The 22,970-nt window shown below is 40.2% G+C and carries 20 protein-coding genes and 2 pseudogenes; 16 read left to right on the top strand and 6 right to left on the bottom strand.

Annotated elements, in window-relative coordinates; genetic code table 11:
* Positions 1-265: 265 nt before the first annotated feature.
* Positions 266-415: pseudogene (locus tag HHO47_RS05980) on the top strand (cysteine desulfurase-like protein); the annotation flags it as partial.
* A gap of 88 nt (positions 416-503) precedes the next feature.
* Here the strand turns inward: HHO47_RS05980 and HHO47_RS05975 are convergent.
* From HHO47_RS05975 to HHO47_RS05960, 4 genes are all read right to left on the bottom strand, one after another.
* Positions 504-1,073: an efflux RND transporter permease subunit gene (locus HHO47_RS05975; RefSeq protein WP_248290934.1), complete on the bottom strand. Its 570-nt coding sequence runs from the start codon at positions 1,071-1,073 to the stop codon at positions 504-506.
* Positions 1,070-2,050: an efflux RND transporter periplasmic adaptor subunit gene (locus tag HHO47_RS05970; protein ID WP_211183625.1), complete on the bottom strand. Its 981-nt coding sequence runs from the start codon at positions 2,048-2,050 to the stop codon at positions 1,070-1,072. The genes HHO47_RS05975 and HHO47_RS05970 overlap by 4 nt, the downstream gene beginning before the upstream one ends.
* Complete coding sequence (locus HHO47_RS05965; RefSeq protein ID WP_248290933.1) at positions 2,017-2,526, bottom strand: uracil phosphoribosyltransferase; 510 nt, start codon at positions 2,524-2,526, stop codon at positions 2,017-2,019. Before HHO47_RS05965 ends, HHO47_RS05970 begins: the two co-directional genes overlap by 34 nt.
* A gap of 164 nt (positions 2,527-2,690) precedes the next feature.
* Positions 2,691-3,395 carry a 2OG-Fe(II) oxygenase gene (locus HHO47_RS05960; RefSeq protein WP_169019461.1) on the bottom strand — a complete coding sequence of 235 codons (705 nt, stop codon included), beginning with the start codon at positions 3,393-3,395 and terminating at the stop codon, positions 2,691-2,693.
* A 31-nt stretch (positions 3,396-3,426) separates the two neighbouring features.
* On the opposite strand from HHO47_RS05960, the gene HHO47_RS05955 reads away from it, so the two are divergent.
* The 9 genes from HHO47_RS05955 to speD all read left to right on the top strand — a co-directional run bounded on the left by HHO47_RS05955 (position 3,427) and on the right by speD (position 12,285).
* Positions 3,427-3,825: an acyl-CoA thioesterase gene (locus tag HHO47_RS05955; RefSeq protein WP_169019460.1), complete on the top strand. Its 399-nt coding sequence runs from the start codon at positions 3,427-3,429 to the stop codon at positions 3,823-3,825.
* A 288-nt stretch (positions 3,826-4,113) separates the two neighbouring features.
* Entirely contained in the window at positions 4,114-4,695 is a 582-nt protein-coding gene (locus HHO47_RS05950) for an anthranilate synthase component II (protein ID WP_169019459.1), read from the top strand.
* 56 nt (positions 4,696-4,751) lie between these two features.
* Entirely contained in the window at positions 4,752-5,912 is a 1,161-nt protein-coding gene (locus HHO47_RS05945; RefSeq protein WP_169019458.1) for an HDOD domain-containing protein, read from the top strand.
* Between the two features lie 694 nt (positions 5,913-6,606).
* Positions 6,607-7,812, top strand: a complete 1,206-nt coding sequence (locus tag HHO47_RS05940) for an aspartate aminotransferase family protein (protein ID WP_169019457.1) — start codon at positions 6,607-6,609, stop codon at positions 7,810-7,812.
* Positions 7,813-7,900: 88 nt separating this feature from the next.
* Positions 7,901-8,917 carry an arginine N-succinyltransferase gene (gene astA / locus HHO47_RS05935; protein WP_169019456.1) on the top strand — a complete coding sequence of 339 codons (1,017 nt, stop codon included), beginning with the start codon at positions 7,901-7,903 and terminating at the stop codon, positions 8,915-8,917.
* A 15-nt stretch (positions 8,918-8,932) separates the two neighbouring features.
* Positions 8,933-10,402, top strand: a complete 1,470-nt coding sequence (gene astD / locus HHO47_RS05930) for a succinylglutamate-semialdehyde dehydrogenase (protein ID WP_169019455.1) — start codon at positions 8,933-8,935, stop codon at positions 10,400-10,402.
* Positions 10,403-10,542: 140 nt separating this feature from the next.
* Entirely contained in the window at positions 10,543-10,890 is a 348-nt protein-coding gene (locus HHO47_RS05925) for a DUF3802 family protein (protein WP_169019454.1), read from the top strand.
* A gap of 81 nt (positions 10,891-10,971) precedes the next feature.
* Positions 10,972-11,385: an OsmC family protein gene (locus tag HHO47_RS05920; RefSeq protein WP_064668210.1), complete on the top strand. Its 414-nt coding sequence runs from the start codon at positions 10,972-10,974 to the stop codon at positions 11,383-11,385.
* Between the two features lie 87 nt (positions 11,386-11,472).
* On the top strand, positions 11,473-12,285 hold the full coding sequence (speD, locus tag HHO47_RS05915; protein ID WP_169019453.1) for an adenosylmethionine decarboxylase: 813 nt from the start codon (positions 11,473-11,475) through the stop codon (positions 12,283-12,285).
* Between the two features lie 746 nt (positions 12,286-13,031).
* Here the strand turns inward: speD and HHO47_RS05910 are convergent.
* Positions 13,032-13,739: pseudogene (locus HHO47_RS05910) on the bottom strand (IS66 family transposase); the annotation flags it as partial.
* A gap of 235 nt (positions 13,740-13,974) precedes the next feature.
* On the opposite strand from HHO47_RS05910, the gene HHO47_RS05905 reads away from it, so the two are divergent.
* The 6 genes from HHO47_RS05905 to HHO47_RS05880 all read left to right on the top strand — a co-directional run bounded on the left by HHO47_RS05905 (position 13,975) and on the right by HHO47_RS05880 (position 22,196).
* Complete coding sequence (locus tag HHO47_RS05905; RefSeq protein WP_169019452.1) at positions 13,975-15,564, top strand: alkaline phosphatase; 1,590 nt, start codon at positions 13,975-13,977, stop codon at positions 15,562-15,564.
* A gap of 11 nt (positions 15,565-15,575) precedes the next feature.
* Entirely contained in the window at positions 15,576-17,411 is a 1,836-nt protein-coding gene (locus HHO47_RS05900) for an alkaline phosphatase (protein ID WP_169019451.1), read from the top strand.
* Positions 17,412-17,531: 120 nt separating this feature from the next.
* Positions 17,532-18,242: a hypothetical protein gene (locus HHO47_RS05895; protein WP_169019450.1), complete on the top strand. Its 711-nt coding sequence runs from the start codon at positions 17,532-17,534 to the stop codon at positions 18,240-18,242.
* Positions 18,243-18,519: 277 nt separating this feature from the next.
* The gene (locus tag HHO47_RS05890) at positions 18,520-19,326 is read left to right on the top strand and encodes a VOC family protein (RefSeq protein WP_169019449.1); all 807 of its coding nucleotides are present in this window, start codon (positions 18,520-18,522) and stop codon (positions 19,324-19,326) included.
* A gap of 169 nt (positions 19,327-19,495) precedes the next feature.
* Positions 19,496-19,858 carry a hypothetical protein gene (locus HHO47_RS05885; RefSeq protein WP_169019448.1) on the top strand — a complete coding sequence of 121 codons (363 nt, stop codon included), beginning with the start codon at positions 19,496-19,498 and terminating at the stop codon, positions 19,856-19,858.
* A gap of 4 nt (positions 19,859-19,862) precedes the next feature.
* A complete protein-coding gene (locus HHO47_RS05880) occupies positions 19,863-22,196 on the top strand; it encodes a fatty acid cis/trans isomerase (RefSeq protein ID WP_169019447.1) in 2,334 nt (777 codons plus the stop codon).
* A 52-nt stretch (positions 22,197-22,248) separates the two neighbouring features.
* Here HHO47_RS05880 and HHO47_RS05875 read toward each other — a convergent pair whose 3' ends face one another.
* Entirely contained in the window at positions 22,249-22,866 is a 618-nt protein-coding gene (locus tag HHO47_RS05875) for a hypothetical protein (RefSeq protein WP_169019446.1), read from the bottom strand.
* Positions 22,867-22,970: the final 104 nt, after the last annotated feature.

Here is a 22,970-nt window from a genome sequence, read left to right as displayed (position 1 = left end):
ATAACAGCCTGCTTAGCAGGCTTTTTTATTAGGGATGCTGAAATATCATTCGTATTTATTTGAACATTAAGAATGGGGGTGCTACAACCTACCTTACCAGCCTACGACTAAGTTGAACTTTAGAGTTTTTGTTATTGATGTTTTATAACTTAAAACCCCTCATTGACCTTACTTTAATCAAGTAAAGGCGCAAAAGCCCTCTCTATTTGCATTAAAATCCCTTCATTATTTATGAGTTAATCCTCTTATTTTTAGGTAAGCAACATGTGTGTGGGATGGTAACTTCTACGAACAAGGTTTATGCAAGCAATTAGGTGTATTGGATACTGGCGGCGTTGTACGTATTGGTTGCATGCACTACAACACCACCGAAGAACTCGATCAGTTATTCGATTTGTTTGATGAACTACTTTAAGGGGAAAGTAGCATTAGCCCCAATTAACCGAGGGGCTAAAGACTATTCCTTAATATGTACGAATTACTACAGTCACTGTAAATCGAATTTATTGAAACATAAATGCGCCTTTCAGTTTCAGTGTATTTTCTTGTACACCTTCAATATCAGTAATGATCGGCGTTACTTGCCTCGATAAAAAGTCGGTTAACTGTGTTAATGATGCTCCTTGATGCTCAATATTTAAATAGAATAGGGCGTGAGGGCGGTCAGTGCGTTTAACTGTTACAACGGGGTCTTCACTTTGCTCTGGTAGCATATATTTTACTTGGCTGAGACGGGCTGTAAGTTGTGATAAAGCACGAGTACTATCTTCATTAAGGTTTAAGTACGCGGTTACTGTGCTATTTCCAGCAATGGTTACCGATTCTACATAATCGACACCCGGTACTGTGGCTGAAATTCTCTCGATTGGCTCGGTTATGAACCCTTTCACTGTTTGCGCAGATGCACCTGTATAGTTAGTTGAAATAACTAATGATGAGCTTTCAATTTTTGGAAACTGCAAAACAGTTACTTGAAGTACAGACCATATTCCTGCGATACAAATCATGACTGATAAAACAATTGCAAGAACGGGTTGTATTATGAATTTATCCATAAAGTGATTGTTTTTCATAATGAAACCTTAGTCGGAAGTGTTGCTTCCATTGCTACAGTATCATCAGAATTAAGTAAGTGAGCTCTTAATCCATCTCGTAATTTAAAGGCGCCTTGACTCGCGATTAATGTACCTGACTTTAATCCGCCAGTGATCATCACAAGGTCGCCAATGCGCTCGCCAAGCTCAACTTTACTGCGTTTGGCGTATGTTTTTCCTTGACTGTCTTTATTTAATAAGTAGACATAGTTACCTAATTGATCCTTTATAACTGATAAGTAAGGGATTGCGACTACAGCTTTTTTACTACCGATAGGGACTTTAACTTGAACAAGCTGATTTGAGTTTAGTTTATTATTTGCTATGGCTACTTTTGCACGATATTTTAATTGTCTTGAGTGCTTCGCCATTGCAGGAGCAACAGAAACTACTTTTGCAGTTATTTTTGTGCTCTTGTCATTAAGTAAAGTGAGCTCTACAGTCGTATTTATTGCCAGCTCAGAATAGGTTTGTGGGAGTAAAAAATCGACCCACATATATTCTTCGATTCCAACTAGCTGGGTAAGGCTTGTATTGATAGGTAAAAACAGGCCGATTTGTAAATCATGAATACCGATACGAGCAGTAAATGGTGCCGTTATAATTTTTTTAGCTATTTTCGCGGTGAGTAAATTTATTTCTGCTTTGTATTGCGCAAGTAAAGCAATCGATTCATCTAATTGTTGAGTACTTATCTTACTTGAACTATGGAGGCTCTTATATCTATCAACAGTCGTATTTTGTAGTTCAAAGCGTGATTTAGCAATTTGAAGTTGTGCTTTCTCTTCTTCATGTTCTATTTCGAGTAAAGTATCACCATTGTGAGTAATTCCGCCTGATTGTAAATGTAGTTTTGTAATCCTACCTGGAGACTCATTGATCAAGGTTAAAGTTTTAGAAGCCTTGATTATGCCGCTAATATCTATATGGGCTTGATAAGCACCTGAATAGCACAAATCGCAGATCCACCTGTCGCTAGCATTGGTTCAAATACTAGAACACGGCATTGAGATATATTATCTGGCAGTTTGGAGTAATAAAGTGTTGGCAATTTAGTCAAAGTGTCGCGTTGGATAAGAATTTTTCCAATTGGAATTTTTAGGTCAATATGTCGTAGCTCATTTTCCATGCTTTCACCAGCGCGTACGATTGAAACAGCACATAGTTGCTCTGCAAACTGCTTACCTTTATATGTTTCACCAACAGGGGTAGTAACATTCATGTCTTTAAATGGAACTAATTCTAAACTTTTTTCAATTAATAAGCGGAAAACCTGATCAGCATAAAATATAAACTGACTTTTGCTAGCGACTTTATCGCGCATTTTCGCATGTAGATATTTGAGTCGATTCGTTTGGGGTAATTCTGTTACATTATTTGGCACTGGGTGGCTGTTTTCAGTAAAAATTTCCATCACTTGACTGTTGTTCATGTCACTCTCCTGTGTTTAGCCTGCCAAGCTAAAAGCCTTAAGAATAAATACGAGGTAGTTAGAGCGGTAGATATATTTATTACTAATTTGTGGTTTGGTTTTAATTTTTTATATTAAAACCAAACATAACTTTATAAAAAGTTGCCTACAAATTATGATTTATTTTAGGACTGTGGTTGTCCATATATTTGCTCTGCGCGGTTAAACATGACCCATGAGGTTAAAATATACTTATCATTTGAGATGGGTTTATTACCACGATGTGTGTGGGTGAAGTAGCCAGGGGCTACGACCATAGTGCCTTTTTTCGGGGTTATCTTACGATTTTGATAATAAAACTCGGTTTCACCGCCTTCTTCAACATCGTTTAAATAAAACATAAATAACAATACCCGATGCAGCGCTTCGTTATGCTGTAACTGTGGGTACACTTCACTGTGCCAATACGGGTAGCCGCCTTTATTTACTCCATATTTTTGCGCTTGAATATTACCGAGTCGAAAAATTTGCTGTACCAATAAAGGTAATTGCGGTTTACCTACTTCGTCATAGTTAGCGTGAGTCAAATCTACCAGCTGCCCTGTTTTTGGGTGATACACTTTCAAACCAAACGCCCCAATCATCATAAAAATATGTTCTTCAATGTAGTTAAAAACATATTGTGCAGTAGTTTGTTGAATATGTTTTAATTGCTCAGCGTATTCAGGGTGATTGTTTAAGTGTAAATCGCGGCTATCTTTTTTATTAAGATCTATGCCCCCTGATGTCACCCCTTGTTTTATATGCGGGCTTTGCGAAAAGGTAGTGATAAAATTATCGCAAAAGTCATTACTGAGCGCGTTGTCATACACGCAGATAAAGTCCGTCATGAGTTACCTGTTTAATTATTATTGGATTATTATGTTTACTGAAAAAGTGATGCCGCGCTTTAGCGAAACGGATGCACTCGGACACATCAACAATACCGTACTCCCTGTTTGGTTTGAAGCCGCACGTGCGCCTATTTTTAAATTTTTTACCCCCGATTTAAATCCTCACGATTGGAAGCTTATTATTGCTAAAATTGAGGTGTCGTTTGTAGGTGAGTTGTTTTACTCGCATGAAGTAAGTATTAAAACATCGGTAGAGTATATTGGCAGTAGCTCATTTGTGCTTCGCCAAGAGGCGTGGCAACAAGATAAATGCTGCGCAATCGGTAAAACAGTGCTGGTACGTTACGACTTTGCCGCTAAAACTAAGCAAGCTTTATCTAGTGCTGAAAAAGCAGCCTTAAATGAGCATTTTATTACAGCTTCTTAATTTAATTGGATGCATTACTTCGTCATCAATGGGGGCATCTTGTAACTCCAGAACACGGATTTTTTTATCAATGACATGGTATTGCTTTGCCCTTGCCGTGACCTTTTCATTATCAGTGTTTAGCTTAGCAATATAACTTGGGCTGATTTAAAATAAATCAACATCAAGCTGTTATTAAAGTAATTTTTTTTGCCTGAATACAAAACACTGACACTCGTGCAAGCTTAAGTTAGAATATGAATGCGGGCAGTTGTCTGCAAACAATTACTATTTTGAGTGCTTTATTACATGCTTTTAATGATCGATAATTACGACTCGTTTACCTACAATTTGGTACAGTATTTTCAACGTTTAGATCAACAGGTGCTAGTAAAGCGTAATGATGAGATCTCGGTTAGTCAAATTGCCCAGTTAAACCCTCAACATATCGTAATATCACCTGGGCCATGTTCGCCAAATGAGGCGGGTATATCTTTAGAACTTGTTGAGCAATTAAAAGGTCAGTTTCCAATTTTAGGTATTTGTTTAGGTCATCAAGCAATAGCACAAGCGCTAGGTGCGAATATTGTTAGAGCAAAGCAAGTGATGCATGGTAAAACCTCGCCAATTTATCATACCAATCAAGGTGCATTTGTCGGCTTGCCAAATCCACTAACTGTGTGCCGTTATCATTCGTTGGTTGTTGAACAAGATAGCATTCCTGATGAGTTGCAGATCACCGCTTGGACCGAAACTGAAAGTGGCCAGTTAGATGAAATAATGGGCTTAGTTCATAATAGCTTAGCGTTAGAGGGAGTACAATTTCACCCAGAGGCAATTTTAACCCAGCGAGGGCTTGAATTACTTGCTAACTTTTTAACTCGGTTCTAGGCTTATACTAATAAACGTAATTGCTTCCTTTCATTTTTTATAAAAGATAACCATTAATGACAGATGAAATACGCCAACAAAGGACAGCTCAGGCATTAGAACAACGAGCCCATGATTTGTTGCTTGGGCATAGCTTTGCGCAACGTCAAATTGGCTATATTCATACTTTAGATATAAATCATGGTGAGGCAATAAAGCAGCGCACTTTACTTGAGGTTGAAGTCGCAGCAGAAAAAATACGCAAGTTATCTAGCACTGCTCATCATAAATACCGCGCTCAAGCCAGTCAGCAGCTACACCAAGTAATTGATACTGCCATGAACAAGCAGTTAGCCGATATTGATACAGTACTATATGAAACTATTGGTATTGAAGATAATGTCCCCGCGATTTTAGACATACTTGCGGTAAAATCAGCATCGGTAGGACGCCTTGAGCCATTAGTTAAAGATTTAACTTGGCTAGGACGTGATCTAGTTACCTTTGTGAATTTGCCTTATTATCGTGCGCAGCGTAATAAACATACTTCGGTAAAAGTTGATAATCCTTCTTTAGCTCTGCGTTATATTGGTTTAGATAACTTGCAGTTTGTAGTGCCTACTTTTGCGGTACGACATTGGATGCCACATAGCACCGAACCATTCCCATTATTAAAACGTCGCCTGCGCGATAACTCCATGGCTTGTGCGATTGCGGCACAAGAGTTGGCAAAGTTCAATGGGATTAATGAAGTGCATGCATTTACTTTAGGCATGTTGCTTGATGTTGGTAAGATAGCTTTGATTCGACTCTATTTACGAACATTCGAACGAATATGGCAGCGCAAAGTAACCCTTGCCCGAGAAGATCAACATAAAGATCTTCACACCGCACTGTTAGAGCTAAAACCTGATCCGTTATTTTTAAGTACGTTACTTAATCAGCATGCGTTAAAAGTCACGGCGGCGGTGATTGATAAAATGGCGTTTCGATATTTACCTTTTAATGCTGTGTTATTGCAGCTGATTAATGGTGCGCCTAAAAAAGGGTCTCTATTGCCATTAGCGATGTTAATGCAAAAGGCGCGTTGTTATAGCCAGTGTGTTAGTTTGAGCGAACATCAGCTGGTGGAAAGTGATGAAAAATCACTCTGGTTTGATTACGTTGGGTTATCAAAACAGGAACTAGAACAGCTTGAAAAAACCAATTTGCAGCATTTCCATATAAAAATTGACTAGGGCGTGTTTATCTTTCGAGGTTAAATTTGCAGCAGTGTGTTTGGTATTTAGGCAAGGCAGAGCCTATGTAGTGTGGTTGTCCCCCATAAATAGGCGATAACGCAGCATTAATGCCAAACACGCGCTGCCCTTTGGGTTCTTCCTAGGGGCGATTAACTCTTTGTTGCCTACATGGATGTAGGTAAGGGGCGTGAGCAGGACGCGGAAGCTTTGCTCGATTTTTACTTAGCCCACTAGGTTACAAATCTCGCGCCGCGATTAAATCGCCCCTAATTTGAACAAATTTTAATCCTGAAAGGTCAATACGCCCTTATTTCATAAATTTTTTGTTAATTTTTTTACGACTATTCATTCATCATTAATGGCTACTCTCACTCATATTTTATCTTGCAAAGCTCTGCTTGAAGGGGTGGGGCAGCCATATCGAATAAATAACCCTATAATTCGTTATTCAGATAGTTATTCACTATCTCTGAAATTATATCTCAAAGCCTTTAATAACAAGGGCTACATGAAAGTTTTATAAGAGACAATAACGAAAAACTCTGAAATAATGATAATCTGAAAATTGAACCAGAGAGTATTTTTTGGTGATGTGAGCTATGCTGATTGACGCCAAAGAAGATGGTACAACAGTGCATCATCAAGGCTATTTTTTAAACTTTCTGTAGGATCACAATTAAGAGGATATAAAATGACAGTCAATCGCGAATTATTTGATCAAGTAATGGTTCCTAACTACGCACCTTCAAGTGTTATTCCTGTTCGTGGTGAAGGCTCACGTGTATGGGATCAGCAAGGTCGTGAATATATCGATTTTGCTGGTGGTATCGCTGTTAACTGTCTAGGTCACTGTCATCCAGCATTGGTTAAAGCATTAAAAGAGCAAGGCGAAAAAATCTGGCACTTATCAAATGTAATGACAAATGAACCAGCACTTCGTTTAGCAAAGAAATTGGTAGATGCGACATTTGCTGAAAAAGTATATTTTGCTAACTCAGGCGCAGAAGCAAATGAAGCAGCCCTTAAACTTGCACGTCGTTTAGCGCTTGAAAACTTTGGTGAGCAAAAATCGCAGATCATCGCTTTCAATAAAGGTTTCCATGGTCGTACATTCTTTACTGTAACTGTGGGCGGTCAAGCTGCTTATTCTGATGGTTTTGGTCCTAAGCCGGGAGATATCGTACATTGTGATTTTAACGATCTAGCGGCCTTTGAAGCACTGATCTCAGATAACACCTGTGCAGTAATGATGGAGCCATTGCAAGGTGAAGGCGGTATTATCTCTGCTACAGACGAGTTTGCCCAAGGTGTACGCCAGTTGTGTACTAAACATAATGCATTGCTTATTTTTGATGAAGTACAAACTGGTATTGGCCGTACTGGCGATCTTTACGCATACCAAGGGTTAAATGTAGTACCTGATATTTTAACTACTGCAAAAGCACTTGGCGGCGGTTTCCCAATTGGTGCAATGATCACCACGACAGAGGTTGCTAAGCACCTTAAAGTGGGTACTCATGGTTCTACTTATGGTGGCAACCCGTTAGCATGCGCCGTTGGTGAAGCAGCCTTTGATACTGTGAATACACCAGAAGTACTCGCAGGTGTAAAAGCAAAGTCAGCATTGTTTAATGAATTACTAACTGCAATTAACGATAAGTACAACGTTTTCTCGGAAATTCGTGGCCAAGGTTTATTAATTGGTGCTGTGGTTAATGAGCAGTTTAAAGGCCGAGCTAAAGAGTTTTTAGTAGCAGGAACTGCTGAGGGAGTGATGTCGTTAGTAGCGGGTGCCGATGTGGTGCGCTTTACGCCATCTCTAGTGATCCCTGAAGCAGATATCCGTGAAGGGATGGCACGCTTTGAAAAAGCCGTAGCCAACGTTGTGAACGGTTAATCAACACCTCTAATCATAATAAGGGCAAGTAGCAAGCTTGCCCTAGTATTCTAATTTTACCGTTATTTATAAGGGAGCAAGCGGACTCATGATGATCCTTCGCCCAATCCAGCAATGTGATTACCCTGCTTTATTGAAAATTGCCCACGAATCAGGGCATGGTTTTACGTCTTTACCTAATAACGAAGCGTTATTACAAAAAAAGATAGGCCATTCTATAAGCTCATTCGCAAAAAGTGCATCTCATCCAGGTGATGAAGGTTACTTGTTTGTTCTTGAAGATAGCGAAACTGGTGAGGTAGTTGGTACTTCAGCTATAGAGGCTGCGGTAGGTTTAGATGATGCGTTTTATCATTACCATTTAAGTAAAGCTATTCATTCATCTCGTACATTGAATGTATATAAAGCAGTTGATATTTTAACCTTGTGTAATGATTACACTGGGGCAACAGAGCTTTGTACGCTGTTTTTAAAAGATGGTTACCGCAAGAATAGCAATGGCAAGCTGCTTTCAAAAGCACGTTTTATGTTTATCAAGCAGCATCAAGAGCGTTTTGCTGAAACTGTGATCGCAGAAATGCGCGGTGTTTCGAATGAACAGGGCAGTAGCCCATTTTGGCAATGGCTTGAAGAACACTTTTTCTCAATGGACTTCCCAACTGCTGACTATTTAACTGGGATTGGCCAAAAGGTATTTATCGCTGAGCTTATGCCAAAGTACCCAATTTATGTCAACTTGTTAAGTGAAGAAGCGCAAGCCGTGATCGGCAAGGTGCACAATAATACGCGCCCAGCGATTGAGTTGTTAAAAAGAGAAGGCTTCACTTTTAATGGCTACGTTGATATTTTTGACGCAGGTCCAACCGTTGAAGCGAAAGTAGATAATATTGCAACTATTCGTAATGCCAAAAACTTTACCGTAACAATAGGTGAAAACAGCGACGAGACAGCAATCATGCTAGCGAATGACAAACTCAATGACTTTAGAGCAACCGTCGCACAACTAAACCTTGATGAAACAAGCTCAGAGTTGACTTTGCCACAGGCAATAGCCGATGCACTGCACTTACAAGCTGGCGATATAGTTACCGCAACACGTATATAATTTAGGAGAAAGTATATGACTCATCCTGCACAATTTATTAATGGTCAATGGTCGCAAGGCTTAGGCGATACATTTAATTCAGTAAACCCAGCCAATAACGAAATTATTTGGCAAGCAAACTCAGCCACCAGTGAGCAAGTAGACACCGCTGTTAACTCAGCACGTACAGCATTTTATAGCTGGGCCGATAAATCATTCGCAGAACGTTTAGCCATTGTAAAAGCATTTGCAGCAACGCTAAAAGAGCACAGCGAAGAGCTTGCGGTTGTAATAGCCCAAGAAACGGGTAAGCCGTTATGGGAAACTCGCACTGAAGCTGGTGCTATGGTCGGTAAAATAGCGATTTCTGAAAAAGCATTTTTAGAGCGCACTGGCGACGTAGAAAACCCAATGCCGCAAGGTCGTGCCATGATCCGCCATAAACCACATGGTGTAGTGGCGGTATTTGGCCCTTATAACTTCCCTGGTCATTTACCTAATGGCCATATTGTGCCAGCACTTTTAGCGGGCAATACTGTGGTGTTTAAACCATCGGAGCTGACTCCAGCTGTTGCTGAGCTAACGCTTAAATTATGGGAAAAAGCAGGTTTACCAGCTGGGGTTATTAACCTAGTGCAAGGTGAAGTAGCCACAGGTAAGGCTCTTGCTGCTCATAAAGGGATTGATGGCTTATTCTTTACCGGTTCATCACGCACTGGCCATATTCTGCATGAGCAGTTTGCCGGCCAACCAGGTAAAATCTTAGCATTAGAAATGGGTGGTAACAATCCACTTATTATTACTGATGTTGCTGATACGAAAGCCGTTATTCACGATGTTATTCAATCAGCATTTATCTCAAGTGGTCAACGTTGTACCTGTGCACGCAAGCTGTTTTTACCAGTAGGTGAACAAGGCGATGCAATTTTAGCCGGTTTAATTAGTGCGACTCAAGCTATCAAGGTGGGCAACTACGATGATGCAGAGCAACCGTTTATGGGCTCGATGATCTCATCAGTGGCAGCCGCAGGTATGGTTACAGCACAACAGCAGTTAGTTGAACTTGGTGCAAAGATGTTAGTTGAGCTTACTCACACTGCCAATACGGGTTTTGTTACTCCAGGCATTATTGAATGTACTGATGTTGCTAACTTCCCAGATGAAGAGCATTTTGGGCCACTGTTAAAAGTATTTCGCTTTACTGACTTTGATCAAGCAATTGATAAAGCCAACGATACCAGCTTTGGCTTGTCTGCGGGTTTACTCAGTGATAATGCGGCAGATTACGACCATTTTTTACGTCGTATCCGTGCTGGTATTGTTAACTGGAATCGCCCAATCACCGGCGCATCAAGTGCCGCACCGTTTGGTGGCATTGGTGCATCAGGTAATCATCGTGCAAGTGCTTACTATGCAGCTGATTATTGCGCATACCCAGTTGCCTCTGTTGAACTTGAAAAAGTAGCAATGCCAGCAACATTAAGCCCTGGCTTAAAAATCGATTAATCGATTTTGGTAAAATAGTAATAAATAACTAAAAAAGCGGCCTATGCTGCTTTTTTTGTATTGGTTAATACTCAAAGGTAGCAATTAAAAGCGCTTTCTGCTTAAATCAATACAGTCGTTTTAATTAGGTGTGGATAATTATGGTTTTAGATAGGCAAGGATATGATGACCTGATCATGTATCTTACTCAAAATTTAGCATTATTTGAGAAGTCCGGCGAAATAAAACCAGGCGCTCCTACTATTATGGAGCTAATAGAAGATGATATTGCTGAAAATGTCATGTTGTTATGTCAGCAGCATACCGAACTTACCACCGAACAACGTAGTCAAATAGTACGTGAAGTAGATGGCATTGTATACGATTTACAAGAAGTGCTCAGCAGCGTCACCAGTAATCAAGTCACCATAGAGCAACATGCCTTTATTGATGAGTTCTCGGCCTTGGTAAAAAACCTCTTTGATAGCGCTGTTGTCGAAAGTGCCTAATCATTCCAATTATCGTTTTTACTTTGCAACTGCGTGTGACTTCTTTACAATCAAGGAAATAACTTCTTTGAGAGTCATAAAATGCAAGCGAATGTGAAATGGGTTGAAGGCGATACTTTTTTAGGACGTTCTAATTCTGGTCACAATGTTGTGTTTGATGCAGGTAGTGATAGCGCCGCACCAAGCCCAATGGAAATGGTATTAATGTCTGTTGGCTGCTGCTCATCGGTTGATGTAGTGAGTATTTTAAAAAAAGCTAAACAAAACTTTTCTGATGTTCAAGTCCAATTAAGCGCTGAACGTGCTGAATCTGCCCCACGAGTATTTACTAAGATTAACTTACACTTTGTTGTGACTGGCGATAACGTTTCAGAAAAGCACCTTGCGCGTGCCGTTCAACTATCTGCAGAGAAGTATTGTTCAGTAGCATTAATGCTTGATAAAACAGTAGAAATTACCCACACACATGAAGTTATACAAGAACAGGGAAAATAACGCTTTTTCCTGCGATGAAATTCGTATAAAATCCGCGAACTTTTCATTCTGCTGTGGCAGATTCACTTGTTTATAGGTTGGTTTATCATGAACAAACCCTTCGATAAAATTAAACTTCATGGCTTTAATAACTTAACCAAAAGTTTAAGCTTTAGTATTTACGATATTTGCTATGCAAAGACTGAGCAACAACGTAAAGAATATATTGAATATATCGACGAACAGTACAGTGCTGATCGACTAACCGATATTTTAGGTGAAGTAGTAGACATTATCGGTGCGAATATTTTAAATGTTTCGCGCCAAGATTACGATCCTCAAGGTGCTAGTGTAACAATCCTGATCGCAGAAGAGCCAATTGAGCAGCAGCAAACTTATGAAATTGATGAAGCGCCAGGACCATTACCTGAAACAGTGGTTGCCCATTTAGATAAAAGCCACATCTGCGTTCATACCTATCCGGAAGCACATCCTGATGATGGTATTTGTACTTTCCGTGCTGATATAGAAGTATCAACCTGTGGCATTATTTCGCCATTAAAAGCGTTAAACTTCCTAATTCATAGCTTAGAGTCAGATGTAGTAACAATTGACTACCGTGTACGTGGTTTTACCCGTGACGTAGATGGTGTGAAACACTATATCGATCACGCGATCAACTCAATTCAAAACTACATGACCGAAGATACCAAAGAAGCGTACCAAATGATGGACGTGAACGTGTATCAAGAAAACTTGTTCCACACTAAGATGATGCTAAAAGAAACAGATTTAAATACGTATTTATTTGGCGTGTCTACTGATGACTTATCTGATGACGAAGAAGAAGCCATTCGTTCTAAGTTAACCCGTGAGATGCAAGAAATCTTCTACGGTCGTAACTTACCAGATACAGAATAATAGCAGCGAATTAAATTAAAAATGGCGCTCAGTGAGCGCCATTTTTAATGCGTTAATCAACCAGAGTTCAGGTTATGTAGATTAGGGCGTATTGCAGGGCAAGATCACGAACTTTACCTTAACTTAAAAGTATGACCTCATATTCCTTTTTTAAGGAGTATACCCATGCCTGACATTCAGTTATTTAAATATTTCGAATCCATTGACGACCCTCGCCAGCAGGGTAAAGTTGTCCATAAACTTTTTATATCATATTCTTAGCTGTCAGCGCTGTTGTATATGGGATTAAAATGCGCTAGCCGTGCTAGCTCGTATTACGAAAGTTTTAAAAAAGTCAGTACGGATATTAATTGAATCATAGAGCGCTTGTCTTTAACGAGTTAAAGCGGGCTTAAACATCAGCAATAAATAGTAAAGAAGTGCTGAAGATCAAAAAACTGCAGCAGAGTTAAGTATCTAAGCTCGCTCCTGCGCACTCAACAGGTTAAGTCATAGTCAATTTAGAAACTAAAGAATACGGCAAGGTTAAATCAACCAGCTTTAGCTTGTGGAAAAGTATGACTTATGACGTGGTATTAGACTGTAATTCAAAAGCATTCAATAAAGAAGCATAACCAAGTGTAAATTTATTTGTACTTTAATAACTTGTATGATCACTAAAGTTACTTTTTGGGCTTATTAGCTATTTTCAGTTGTATCCGTCCGGTGATCACCACCTAGGCATTTAAAATGCCACGGTAATAAACTCTCTCTGCGCGATTGTTGTCGATACTTAATCGTCCATCATTGATGTACTCGATGAGTTTCGGCCATTGGTTTGCCATGTAATTAATCGCATCAATGAGTTTGCTGTTGCCAACGAGATTTGGTTGATGCTTTTCAAGCCACTGTTTGAGTTTGTCGAGTATCGGCCTATTGTGTGTTTGCCGAGTCTGATAGACCTCATCAACTGATTTACTTTTAATCGCGATTCTATCCCATACAATTTTTGTACTAAGCTAAGTACTATATCGGCTTTGCCTGTTTTGTTTTTCCCTTGCAGCTTTTTCGCCTCTATAAATTTGCGATGAGCATGCTCCCAACAGCCCACAAGGGTGGCCTGTGTTTTTTCATACGCTTGATAGCCATCCACATGTAACTGTTTACTTTGTCCGATTTCACCACATTAACCGTAGTTTCATCGGAGTTAAGTACGGGCTGTTTGAGTCATTCTGTTTTTAAACGTTCAATGAGCGGCGTAAACAGACTCTTTTGACGATGAAGCGGTAAGCCATATTGGTATTACTGGTGATGATTTGGCTTAGCAAGCTGGCTGTGGCCATGCCTTTGTTAATTGGCATCGCTGGCATCGGCTGTTGTTTTATTCTTGACTCGGTGCATGATTTTTCACAATCACGACAGGCGTATTTCGGGCGAATATGCTCAATCACTTTGATTTGTGCAGGAGTGAATTCATAATGACCTCCAATAAAGAATTGAAGGTATTTTCAAATATAAAAAATGTTGTTGCTAGGTGTGGTTAGCCGAACGGTTACGATCTATCGTAACGTTATGATATAAAAAATAAACAATGTAACCTTTTCATTTTTATGTAACATAAAGTCACTTTTTAAGTAACAAAACCTACTTAGTATAGCGCTCTCATTACTACAGACATTCTTGACCAAATCGTATCAATGGAACTTAAAAATGAAAATTAATAAAATTGCGACTGCAATTGGTTTAACACTGGCATTGTCAGCGGGTGCTAATGCAGGTGTGTTACCTGATAACCAAATGAATAGTAATTGGTATAGCGCTGCACAGGCTAAATTAACCTCTAAAGAAATGATGGCTAATGCAACGCCAGCTACTAAAGCAAAAAACGTAATTCTATTTGTTGGTGATGGCATGGGTATATCAACACTAACAGCGGCACGTATCCTTGCTGGCCAAAAGCAAGGCGCTTTAGGTGAAGAAGGCTTTTTGAGCTTTGAAGAATTTCCGTATTCTGCACAAATAAAAACGTATAACGTTGATGCACAAACACCGGATTCAGCAGGCACCATGACGGCTATTATCTCAGGTGTTAAAACGGATGTTGGTGTTATTGGTGTAAACGAAGACATTGAGCGTGGTAAATGTGCAACTGTAGCAGGTAATGAATTAATTACAGCTACAGAGCTTGCAGAAATTAAAGGCCTAGCCACAGGTATTATTTCTACTGCACGGATCACGCACGCAACGCCTGCCGCAACGTATGCAAAATCAGCCGATCGTAATTGGGAAGATATTTCCGATATGCCTGAAGATGCAGTTACTGCTGGTTGTGAAGATATTGCATCGCAATTAGTTAATTTTGAAAAAAATCTTGAAGCACGCTTTGCAGGTGTTGATGTTGATGGTCTAGAAGTGGTGATGGGTGGCGGTCGTCGTCATTTCTTACCAAAAGATGCTGCATTTAACTCTAACGATGCCATGAGTGCAGTAGAAGGCGATCGCACTGACGAACGTGATTTAACGGCGCAATGGCAGCAAATGTATAGTGATGGTAAATACATTACTGATCAGGCTGGCTTTGACAAAATAAGTGGTGATACTAAACGTGTATTTGGATTATTTAATGAATCGCATATGCAATATGAAGCGGATCGTAGTAATGATATTGCAGGTGAGCCTTCATTAACGCAAATGACGACTAAAGCGATTGATATCTTAAAGAATAATGAAAAAGGGTTTTTCCTAACTGTTGAATCGGGTCGTATCGATCACGCACATCACGCAGGTAATGCTTACAACGCATTAAATGACACGATTGAATTTGCCAATGCGGTAAAAGCAGCTGTAGAAAATACTGATCCAAATGAAACACTTATTTTAGTCACCGCAGATCACAGCCATGTATTTACTATTGCTGGCTATCCAAAACGCGGTAATCCAATTTTGGGTCAAGTTGTGGGCGTAGGCCGCAATACACCAACAGTTGCTAAAGACGGTATGCCGTATACCACAGTCGGTTATGTAAATGGCTTGGGCTTTAGAGATTTAGGTAATGAAACTAATGCCGATGCTTCATATTTAGAAAAAGCCGTTGCTGGACGTGTTGGATTAAGCGGTATTGATACCTTAGCACCGGGCTTTCATCAAGAAGCAACTATCCCACTTAGCTCAGAAACTCATGCTGGTGAAGATATCTCATTGCATGCTAAGGGCCCTGGAGCACAGTTGGCACAAGGCGTTGTGGAGCAAAATGTTATTTTCCACATTATCAGTCAAGCGCTCGAACTAATAGAAGAATAATGGTGATTATAATGAAAAAACTTAACTTAATATCTCTCGCTGTAGTAGTTGCGTTAGCAGGTTGCTCTGATAATGATAAAAATACGCCGGATCCAGTTACCCCAATTATAGATCCGGTGCCAGTGCCTATTGAGTCATTGACTGTTGAAAATACTATTGCAGTTGGTTCAGAGCAATGTATCAATGGTGGTATTGAAACACTAACGGGTGATGACGCCAATCAAAATGGTGAGCTTGATGCAGATGAAATCACAACCACGTCTTTAGTGTGTAATGACTCTGCAACGTCATTAAATGCTCAACAGTTAGCATCACTTACTACCAATACTTGGTATAAAGAAGCACACGCTAAATTAGCTAGTAGCCAAGATAATATTGCTAATATTGTTAAAGAGTCAGGCAAAGCGAAAAACGTCATTTTGTTTGTTGGCGACGGTATGGGGATTTCAACAGTAACAGCGGCGCGTATTTTAGCGGGTCAGTTACAAGGGAAAATGGGTGAAGAGCATCAGTTAAGCTTTGAAACCTTGCCATTTTCAGGTTTTGCTAAAACGTACAATGTTGATGCACAAACGCCTGATTCTGCCGGTACGATGACAGCAATGGCATCAGGTGTAAAAACCGATGTGGGTGTTATTGGTATTGATGAAGCAGTGATTAAAGGTAAGTGTTTATCAGGTAAGGGCCATGAATTAGTAACGTCATTAGAGCTTGCTGAAATTGCAGGTAAATCAACGGGACTTATTTCAACAGCACGTATTACCCATGCCACACCCGCTGCAACGTATGCAAAAGCGGCAAACCGCAATTGGGAAGATGTTTCAGATATGCCTAAGTCTGAAGCAGCTAATTGTGAAGATATTGCATCGCAACTGGTTAATTTTGAAAAGAACTTAGAAGCGCGTTTTGCTGGGATCGATGTTGATGGTCTTGAAGTGGTAATGGGCGGTGGTCGTCGTCATTTCTTACCTAAAGATGCAAGGTATAATTCAGCCGATGCAGTAAGTTTAGTGGAAGGCGATCGTACTGATGGCCGTGATTTAACTGCTGAATGGCAAGCTCAGTATCCAAATGGTCAATACGTAATGGATCAAGCGGGCTTTGATGCGATTGATGTGACTAACAGTAAACATATTTTTGGCCTGTTTAATGAATCACACATGCAATACGAAGCTGACCGTGGTAATGATATTGCAGGTGAACCATCGTTATCAGAGATGACAGCAAAAGCACTGGATGTATTGGATAACAACGAGAAAGGTTTTTTCTTAACGGTTGAAGCTGGACGAATTGACCATGCACACCATGCGGGTAATGCCTATAACGCTTTAAACGATACCATTGAGTTATCAAAAGCGGTGCAAGTGGCGCTTGATAAAACCAGCATTGAAGATACGCTAATTATTGTTACTGCCGATCACAGTCATGTATTCACCATTGCAGGCTACCCAAAACGTGGTAATCCAATTTTAGGTAAAGTGGTTGCCGTGGGTGAAACCGAGCCAACACTTGCTGCTGATAATATGCCATACACCACAGTTGGTTATACTAATGGTGGTGGCTTTAGAGATTTAGGTGAAGAAACAGATGCTGATGCAGGTTATAAATTTGCTCCGGTAACAGGTCGTGTTGACTTAACCGATGTTGATACGCAAAGTCCAGGTTTCCACCAAGAAGCACTAGTGCCGCTGTCATCTGAAACTCATGCAGGTGAAGATGTTGGTGTTTATGCAATTGGCCCTGGTGCGCATTTGGTAACAGGTACTAACGAGCAGAGCTTTATTTTCCACGTGATGAATTATGCTGCTGACTTAGCAAAAAAAGCGGATGCTAAAGTTACAAATTAAGTAATTGTCATGTAATACGCTTTACTAAAGAGCAACTCAAAACTGAGTTGCTCTTTGTCATTAATCTGTAAAATAAACACATTACAGTGACCCACGATATTAAATCGAAAAGAGAATCCAGTGAAAACAATCATCTTATCTTTAGCGTTAATAAGTCCATTAGCCAGTGCCGCGCAGTGCGCGTTGGACAGTCAATATGTACAAGCAAGCTATCAGGTTAGTAAGCAAGTAGCAGGTAAAGCTGTGGCTGAATCTCAACAATTCACATTATGGCGAACACCGCACCAGGTGGCAGAGCAAGGTATTGAATTAGTTGAAGTGTGGCAACAGTTGAGTAATCAGCAGATTCGGCCAATTCGTTATTTTCAAACGCAGCAACGTGGTATTGAATATCAACCTTCAGAGGTGCAAGGTCAGCAAAATTGGAGTACTAAATACCAATTAGTTAGTGATGATTTCATTGCTAAGATGACTTTAACCGATGAGCAAGGTGATGGCTGTGAGAAAATACAGCATTATCAATTAGTGCAGGGTGATACTACGATTGAACTTGCATGGTTGGTAAATCAAAAGCTGGTAAGCGCAATGAGTATTGGTAAAGCGCAACTTACTCAAACATTAACGTTGGGCACTGTGGACTTTAAAAAAGATCCGATACAGCAGCAATTTGCCCTGTGGGATGCTTATCAAACGACTGATTATGCGGATATCGGTGATAACGAAGGCGACCCATTTTTAGCCAAAATGATTAACTTAGGATTTATAGAGCATGGTGCGTCGGGCTTTTATGATACCAATGGTAAAGCGCTTGGTGGTGGGCACAGCCACTAAAAAGAGCCGGTGAATGCTCTTTTAAAGTCTCGATTTGAGTGTTAAAAAGCTAAATTCCTGTTTTATAAACTAGCATGTGGCTAGTGCCCGCAAAGCATCGATTCGCTTAACCGTAATAAGTGATATTCCATTACACTATTGCAGCTGTATTTAGGTCGGGTTAAAATTACTCATTGTTTGTTTTGCTATAAACATCACCTTACGATACAAATAAAATTGGCTAAAATGGCTTTCCTCTTTTAACTTTAGTAGTTGTACTATTTAAGGAGGTTGAATCGTGAACGACACAAAAAATAATCACCCCCACGGGGTTTTCTGTTGGTCAGAGTTATGTACATCTAACTGGAAAAGCGGCAAAGCTTTTTACACTGAGTTATTTGCTTGGGGGGCTGATGATCAACCCATTGGTGATGGTCTTTATTACACTATGTTGCAAAAGCAAGGTGATGATATTGCTGCCATGTATCAAATGCCGAACGAGCAAAAAAACGCAGCGGTATCAAGTCATTGGTTAGCCTATATTGCAGTAGATAATATTGATGAAGTAGCTGAAAAAGCCAAACAATTAGGTGCTGATATTATCGCCGGTCCTCATGATGTAATGGACGCGGGTCGCATGGTGTTGCTAAATGAACCTGGTGGTGCATTATTTGCCTTATGGCAAGGTAATCAACATAAAGGTTGCAAACGTTTAGGTGAGCTTAACACTCCCTATTGGCATGAACTGGCAACCCGCAACAGTGCTGCAAGCCGTGAGTTTTATTGCCAGTTATTGGGTTGGCAGAGCGTTGAAAAACCTATGCAAGGAATGAGCTACACATTATTCACTGTCGCTGACCAACCCGTTGCAGGGATGATTGAAATGACCGATGAATGGCCTGCAGAAATTCCTGCTCACTGGATGATTTATTTTGCTGTTGATGATTGTGATAACTATGTCGCAACGGCTCAGCAACTTGGCGGTGAGGTGTGTGTGGCACCAACCGATATTCCCGAGGTGGGCCGTTTTAGTGTGATCACCGATCCACAAGGCGCGGTGTTTTCAATTATGACCTCCGCTATGAATGATGTGAAATGCGGCTAATTTATGTCAGCAATATTTAGCAAAGCGCTAGGTGTGACTGTGATCAGTATTTCAACAGTTGGAGGATAAAAAGCCACTAACTGTTGAAATTTTTCGCTAATTTTTAATGTTATTATTTGCTATAATCGCTCTATTAAAAGCCTAAATAGCCGAATTTAGAGAGCAGCACATGGAATTAGAGCAAGACAGCAGTTTAACCCTTCCGTTATTTCTTTTTGATGAGACTTTAAATGAGCGAGATTTATCAACTCCAGATCTCTCATTAAGCGTACTTTTAGATGACGATTTATTGACCCAACTTTGTCAAAATCCAGCATCGGATAGCAGTATTGCTCTTATCATTTCAGATTATATTATAGAAGCTCATAACCCAGTATTTACAGACCTAGTAAGCGATGCACATCATGCACAGTTAACATTAACCCACGGGCCATTGTTAAGTGCAGTGCTAGATACAGCATCAGAACACACATTTGTATCGCCACAAATGGATATGATGCCGACGTTTGACTTGGGCGATGAGGAGGAGTAATACGATGAAAAAGTCTTTTTTTCTGAGTGTATTTATTATTGTGCTCAGTGGCTGCGCTTATTTAGGTGCAGCTCATTACAATGAGCTGTTTGGCCCAGAGCAAACGCAGCAACGTATCGTTGGGCATAATACTAGCAGTGGCGCCGAATTTTTACAGCATGTGCAACCCGTGCTCGAGAGTCGCTGTGTAGTTTGCCATGGTTGCTACGATGCGCCATGCCAACTCAAATTGTCATCGCCTGAAGGGATCGACCGTGGTCTAAGCAAAGAACGTGTTTACAATGGTACGCGTTTATTAGCATCGGCTCCCAGCCGCTTACTTTATGATGCAACTGACACACAAGGTTGGCGAGCAAAAAACTTTACCCCAGTATTAAATGAGCGAGCGCAAACAGAGCAAGCAAACCTAGCCGGGAGCGTACTTTATAATAGCCTAGTGTTAAAAATGAGCTCACCATTACCAGGTGATGAAGTGCTAGGTGATGAGTTTGATTTTGCTCTCGACCGCTCACAAAGTTGCACCACTATGGGGGAGTTTGACCGCTTTGCCGATAGTCAGCCTCATGCAGGAATGCCATACGGATTACCCGGTATTTCACGCGCCGAGTTTAAGCACCTAGAGAAGTGGCTTAAAAACGGAGGTAAAATGGCGCATATTAAACCGCCGAGTAAAGCCGCTTTAGCGCAGGCACAACGCTGGGAGAGCTTTTTAAACCAAGACGAATTAAAATACCAATTAACAGCTCGTTATGTTTTTGAACATTGGTATTTAGCACATATTTATTTTGTGCAAGACGGTGAAAAAAGCTATTTTAAACTTGTGCGTTCAAGTACACCACCAGGGCAAGATATTAAATTAATAAATACGCGCCGTCCGTATGATGACCCTAAAGTTAAGCGTGTTTATTATCGATTAATGCATGACCGTTCAACAATTTTGGCAAAAACGCATTTACCACTGGCACTGAATGACAGTAAATTAGCGCGTTTGTACAGCCAGTTTATTGCGCCTGATTATCACGTTGACAGTATGCCAAGCTACTTGCCAGAAATAGCATCCAACCCGTTTAAAGTATTTGCCGCCATGCCGGTTAAATCTAAATATCAATTCATGCTAGACGAAGCCGAATTAATCATTATGGGCTTTATTAAAGGGCCTGTTTGTCGTGGTCAAATAGCGTTAAATGTTATTAACGACCATTTTTGGGTTGCATTTGCTGATCCTGCTAAAGCGGCAACGCCAGAAGTGGGTGAAATGCTGCTACAACATGAAGATGCTTTGGCATTGCCAGCGGCTGAAGAAAGCAATGCTTTACCTATATCTAGCTGGGTCAAATACGCCAATCGTCAAAATACTTACCTTAAAGCCAAGACAAGGTTGGCAAATAGTATGTTTAAAAATGGTGAAAATCTAACCACCGATCTATTGTGGCGTGGTGACGAGGTGAATGATAATGCTGCACTGACTATTTTCCGTCATTTTGATAGTGCGACAGTAGTAAAAGGTTTTATAGGACAAGAGCCTAAAACTATGTGGGTATTAGACTACGCACTATTTGAACGCATTCACTACTTATTGGTCGCAGGCTTTGATGTTTATGGCAACGTAGGTCATCAATTGATCACACGTTTATACATGGATTTTTTACGCCTAGAAGGCGAGCAAAACTTTTTAGCACTGTTACCTAAGCCACAACGTAAAGAGTTAAAAGCAAACTGGTATCGTAAAGCACCTCCTAGTTTAACTAATTTCTTTGAAAGTGGTGATGAGTTTAGTCAACCAACTGGGATTGACTACAAAACTCAGGATCAACAACACGAGTTATATGGCTTAATTAAACAAACCTTAAAGCCGGTGTTAAGTCCGCGTTTTGACTACACACAAGTGCCTGAACCATTGCATCAGCTAAATAAGATGCCAGCTAAAGCAGTTAATTTATTGCCGCAAATTTCATTTATATTAGTTAAGAATGGAGGCAAAACTCATCAAGCTTATACGCTTATTCATCATAACGCACACTATAATATCTCAAGCCTATTAAACGAAGAAGGGCAACGTGCATACGCGGAAGATACAGTCACTATAGTCCCTGGGTTTATAGGTGATTACCCTGAAGCGATTTGGTATTTGCACAATGAGCAACAGGTTGCATCATTTGCAGAGCAGTTGCCTTTAATGCAGATTGAAGCGGATTACCGAGCACTGAAAAGCCAATTTGCTATTCGCCGTACACATCCTCAGTTTTGGCAGTACAGCGATATTTTACATCAGGTCGCAAAACAATATCGTGGTGTTGAATATGGGTTGTTTGATTATAATCGCTTAGAAAACAGATAAGTTTAAATAGGGTCTACGGATTGCAAATTCGTAGACCCTGATTTATGAAGTATTAGTTTTTTACCTTAATGTCACCGACACCCACTTCAATATTTATTTTATATTGACCGTTCCCCTTATACTCACTTTCAGAGCTAACTATTTTGCGGCTATGCTTAGGCGCATTCTTCATACCTGATATTTTCGTATCGCCAACCCCGCTCTCAAGAGTAATAGACTGATAGTCATCTAATGCACTGCTGATCTGTACGGCGCCCACACCGACATCAATTGTTGCAGAGTTAGCAAAATCATTCACTTCAATATCACCTACTCCAAGCTCTAAATCAATTGCCATAGTTGTTGGCATGCTTACAATCCAGGTCTGTTGAACATCATCATTATCAATAGCCAAGCTAAGCTTATCGTTATTTTGTTTATGGCTTAAAGTGATATCTTCGAGTGCAACATCATCGTTGAACCAACTATCATTTTTAGCTTTTAGTTCAATAGAAACCTTTACTTGGTTTCCTTTATAAGTAACCAGCTCAAGGCTACCCACAGGCACGTTAATCATTAACTCTTGTTGCGCACTAACATCAAAAGTATGTTCAAGTTTATGCTCTGAATGAGCAAATGCACTGCTAGATAATAGCGCAATGGCTAAGGTCGAAATGCTAAATGTGTTCATTTTATTACTCGTTGTTGATGGCTTTATAGGTTAGACGTAACGTAATTTAAAAAGGTTTAAATAGCGTGAATTTTATTCTATAGCCATTGTAATTAAAGTCATGT

Source organism: Pseudoalteromonas arctica (assembly GCF_012927645.1).
Taxonomy (GTDB): domain Bacteria; phylum Pseudomonadota; class Gammaproteobacteria; order Enterobacterales; family Alteromonadaceae; genus Pseudoalteromonas; species Pseudoalteromonas arctica_A.
Note: the sequence above shows the minus strand (reverse complement) of the source record. Positions and strands in the feature narration are given on the sequence as shown.